A 4385-nucleotide genomic window follows, 5' to 3' on the forward strand; every position below is an offset into this window, starting at 1 on the left:
TTAGCATTTTCATCAGTTTTGGTGATCATGTCAGCAAGGTTTAATGCCGGAAATGCAGCATTGCAGCCCATAAAATTTATTGCGGTATGAAAAATATCATTGGGCAAATTTAATTGCTCAATTAATTCAGCACCCAGACCCGGAGCATAAATTCCGGTACAGGTAACCGTAATTAAATGGGTAATTTTAAAATCAGAGATGGTGGTATTCATTTTTTTAAAGGCTGCTTTCATGGCAGCAATTGCGAGAGAAGCCGCATTTTCTTTGAATGCAGTTGTTCTTTGTGTAACATCCGGCAATGGTTGTTTTGCACTAAAAAAACTGTTTTCGGAGGGATTGTTACCAAAATCGGGTACAACTGAATAACGGGTTTTGATACCACTGTTGTGAAATAAGATATTCAGCTTCCGCGAAGCAGTTTCATTGTTGTATGCAGTTTTCATAAACTCCAGAATAGTACTTTGTCTTGCACTATATTTTGGTACTGCTGTTCCTATGGAGATAATTGTACTCATTGCTAAAACTAGTTTTAATTAGTGCCTGTCTAAAAGCTATAGACCGTTAGATTTTTAGAAATTTGAGGTTAGACAAACCGTATGATGTTCACTTTCTGATTTTTAATTAAAAACTTGACTGCCAGGCCTTTGAGATAATTAAGCGCAGTAAACGGGACTTTATGAACAGAAACTAATGATTGTTTAAAATCAGTACCAAAAAGTACAGATTCATGCATGTTGATGTAAGAAGATTCATGGTCATTGTTTTCTCGAAATTTGCATTTTTCGTGTTCTTTCGGACTTTTGCAAACCAAACCGACAAATAAACAATTACTGGCAACATCATTATAATAAACACTACCATAGCAATCTGCTGGTGCTTCAGGCTGAAATAAAAATAGAGCAACACCGTTGCAATCGAAAATAATATCCCTGAAAAAACGAAGGTTCCGTTGTATCCAAGTTTATAACTCAGGCTTGTTACTCCGTCTCTTTTATCGGCCTTGTGTTGATAAATCTGGGTGAGCGGATAAACACTGCCAATAAACAAACTTGCCACACTCATACATATAATATTATTGAGTGTAAAGAAGTTTGCAAAAGAAAACGTTGAAATTGCTGATGATGTCATCAAAAAAACAAAAGCTCCCTGGAAAATAAATACCGTTAAAAAACCAATGACCGCATATTGTTTTAATCTTACAGGACGGTAACTGTAAGCCCGCGACATCAGTATGAAAATGAAAACGTAAAGCGGGAAACTAAATGAAATCAAAAATCCACTCAACACAGCCACAACATCCATTAGCAATGTTGCGCGATATAGATTCCGCGAAACTTTTGGCGGATGTTTTAAACCGCCTATACTTTCGGTATCACGATCCTGGAAACTATTATACCCGTTACTGGATGGAAAAACCAACAAATGCAGAATAACAAAAGCAAGTGTCGTTGAAACCCAGTTGATGCTATCTGATTGACTAACAGCAAATAAAAAGACGGGCATTAAAAAGAACGAAAAGGGCAACCGCAAGTGTTTTACAGTGTTTTTGTCAAACCACGAAAGGATGATTATGTTCTTCATTTTTAGTGTTAAACAGATAAAAAACAGTTAAGTATATGAGGGGAGTAGACCAATTATTCTTTCGCAAATTTTATCAACTCAGCATTAAATTTCCGGGTTTCTTCCAGAAATAAGCTGTGACCGCTTTTTTTGAAAGCAACAATGTGCGAATTGGCGATTCCGGCTTTCATTTGTTCAGCCAGGTCGAAAGAGCAAATTTTGTCCTTTTTACCATGCATTATTACTGTTGGAATTTTAATCTTAGCAAGGTCAGCTCTCAGGTCAGTATCCCGCAAAGCGATTAAACCCTGGGCCATTGCATGGGAAGAGGAACTGATATTAATCCCGTTTAACCAACTGGCAATACCATCGTTTAGTGCAGTTTCTGTGGCTGAAAATATTTTTCCAAAATTGGCCAACAGTTTCGGCCGGTCCTTATAGTTCAAGGCAATTAAATTATCCACATCACTTTTGGGCAGATTATAAGGAAAATCATCACGCTTTGTCCATATTGGTGCGGCGGCCCCAAACAGAGCAAGTTTCGAAATAACAGCTTCTTTATCAGTGGCTGCTAAGCGGACTGCAATTGCGCCTCCCATGGAGAAACCGCCCAGAACGACATTCTTAACTTTTAGCTGGTTTAGAATCTTCCGGATATCGGCAGCATGTACATCGTAATCGCAATTTCTGAAGGGCTTATCCGATTTACCAAATCCACGTAAGGTTATACCGATTACACGAAAATTGTTGTTTACAAGGTCGGGGTATTGATATTCGTACATTTCGTCGCTAAGGGGCCAGCCGGGGATCAGAATTATGGGTCTGCCTTCGCCGGCATCAGTAACGTGAAGACGGACATTGGGCTCTACCTCAATGTATTCGGCCCTGGGTGGACCTGCTTTTATTTTTTCCATTTTAATAATTTTTAAAGGTCCGGTTCTTTTTACTAATCTGATTAATTCATAAGTTCTCGTTTTGATATGAATTTGTCAATAGCGCCAGAAAAAGTCTGCTCATGGTTGATTAATAACGAAATATTGCTGCCAGTCCGGTTTCGGAAGGCATTTTATCCTTAGGAAGCACCATTACCTGTCCACCCATTTTTATTACCAATTCACCCATGTCATCCAGCAGGTCATCGACTCTGGGATTATTTAAATTTTTTTTTTTGTGTGTTTCCCGTCACAAGATTGGTAATCCTGACCGGGATTATCCGGTCGTTCTCCACAATAAGTGTGTCAACCCGCCCCGCATCTGGCTGGACAGTTGTGATTTTAATTTCTCAATAACCAAGGTCACAACTTTTTAGTTTTAATGCATTACACAATTCGGAATAAGAGTTACATTATTCACACTTTTTTATTGTAATATATTTTTCCGACAAGTGCCAAAATTGCGTTGTATATTTACTGCACTCCCGGTATGAAAACTCAACTCATTTCGAAACCGGGCCAGAGCTTTTTGCATAATTAACTAATCCCAAATAGACCATGTGGTTTTCCAAATCTGCAAATGAAGTTTTAAATGAATTAAGTGTTGATCAGGCTTATGGTCTTTCTGACGAGGAAGCCTTAATCAGGTTGAAGAAATATGGCAAGAATAAGCTTCAGGCTGAAAAAAAGAAAAGCATCATTAGGATGTTTTTTGAACAGCTTAAAAACTGGCTCATTTATATCCTTTTGGGAGCAGTGGTTATAACCCTATTTATGGGTGAGTATATTGATTCGATAATAATCCTTTTGGTTATAAATATTAATGCCATACTTGGTGTTGTGCAGGAGGTAAAAGCCGGAAAAGCGATTGAAGCCCTTCAGAAAATGGCATTTCCTAAAGCCCTGGTTCGCAGAAGCGGCATAGTTAAGGAGGTTGATTCGGAAAGTCTTGTTCCCGGGGATATTCTAATCCTTGATGCGGGAAGAATTATCTCTGCCGATATGCGTCTGATTGAATCCATTAATCTTCAGGTTGATGAATCATCCTTAACAGGAGAATCCGTTCCATCAGAAAAAGACGCTTCCCTAATTCAAACTGACCTGAAAACGCCTCTGGGTGACCGCTTAAACTTAGGTTTTATGTCAACGATTGTTACCAGTGGAAGGGGATACGGAGTGGTAGTGGGAACAGGAATGAATACGGAAATGGGTAATATCGCTTCCATCATCAACACTGAAGTCAAGACGAAAACCCCATTGGAAATCCGATTGGACAAATTAGGCAAAACACTTGGTATTATTGCAATTGCCATCTGTGTGTCGATTTTCATTATTGCCCTGTTTCAGGGAAGGGATTTAACAGAAATGTTTATGATGTCCATTTCTCTGGCTGTAGCAGCTATTCCCGAAGGACTGGCAGCTATTGTTGCCGTTGTGCTGGCTGTGGGAGTAACTAATCTTTCCAAAAGAAATGCCATCATTAAAAATCTTTCTGCAGTTGAAACGCTGGGTTCCCTGAATATTATCTGCTCAGACAAAACAGGGACCTTAACTCAAAACAAAATGACCGTTACCAGCTCCTTCACGCTGGACGGATTGGTGAGCGCAGATTTGGAAAATCATGATTCTGAAGAATTAAAGTTTTTGGCAAAAACGATGATTCTTTGCTCGGATGCAAGCTATGACAATGGAGAAGGCACCGGAGATCCAACCGAAATAGCTTTGCTTGTTATGGGAGACGAGCTGGGGCTTGACCGGAAAGCAATGCAAGAAAGCAGCAGGCGCATCGATGAAGCAGCCTTTGATTCCGATCGTAAGTTAATGTCTACTCTGATTGAAGAAAACGGGGAGCTTAGGGTTTATTCCAAAGGCGCCATCGGAAGCATTGTTGAA

Annotated in this window: 3 protein-coding genes and 1 pseudogene; 1 reads left to right on the forward strand and 3 read right to left on the reverse strand. The window is 39.5% G+C overall.

What is annotated here, in order from left to right:
* The 3 genes and pseudogenes from QZZ43_RS09705 to QZZ43_RS09715 all read right to left on the reverse strand — a co-directional run.
* Nucleotides 1-515 (reverse strand): annotated as a pseudogene (locus QZZ43_RS09705) (type III polyketide synthase); the annotation flags it as partial.
* A gap of 172 nt (nt 516-687) precedes the next feature.
* Complete coding sequence (locus QZZ43_RS09710) at nt 688-1581, reverse strand: UbiA family prenyltransferase (protein ID WP_291858378.1); 894 nt, start codon at nt 1579-1581, stop codon at nt 688-690.
* A 53-nt stretch (nt 1582-1634) separates the two neighbouring features.
* On the reverse strand, nt 1635-2474 hold the full coding sequence (locus QZZ43_RS09715) for an alpha/beta hydrolase (protein ID WP_291858381.1): 840 nt from the start codon (nt 2472-2474) through the stop codon (nt 1635-1637).
* A 576-nt stretch (nt 2475-3050) separates the two neighbouring features.
* On the opposite strand from QZZ43_RS09715, the gene QZZ43_RS09720 reads away from it, so the two are divergent.
* A partial coding sequence (locus QZZ43_RS09720) for an HAD-IC family P-type ATPase (protein WP_291858383.1) occupies nt 3051-4385 on the forward strand: 1335 nt, incomplete at its 3' end.

The organism is Marinilabilia sp. (assembly GCF_016278715.1).
Taxonomy (GTDB): domain Bacteria; phylum Bacteroidota; class Bacteroidia; order Bacteroidales; family Marinilabiliaceae; genus Marinilabilia.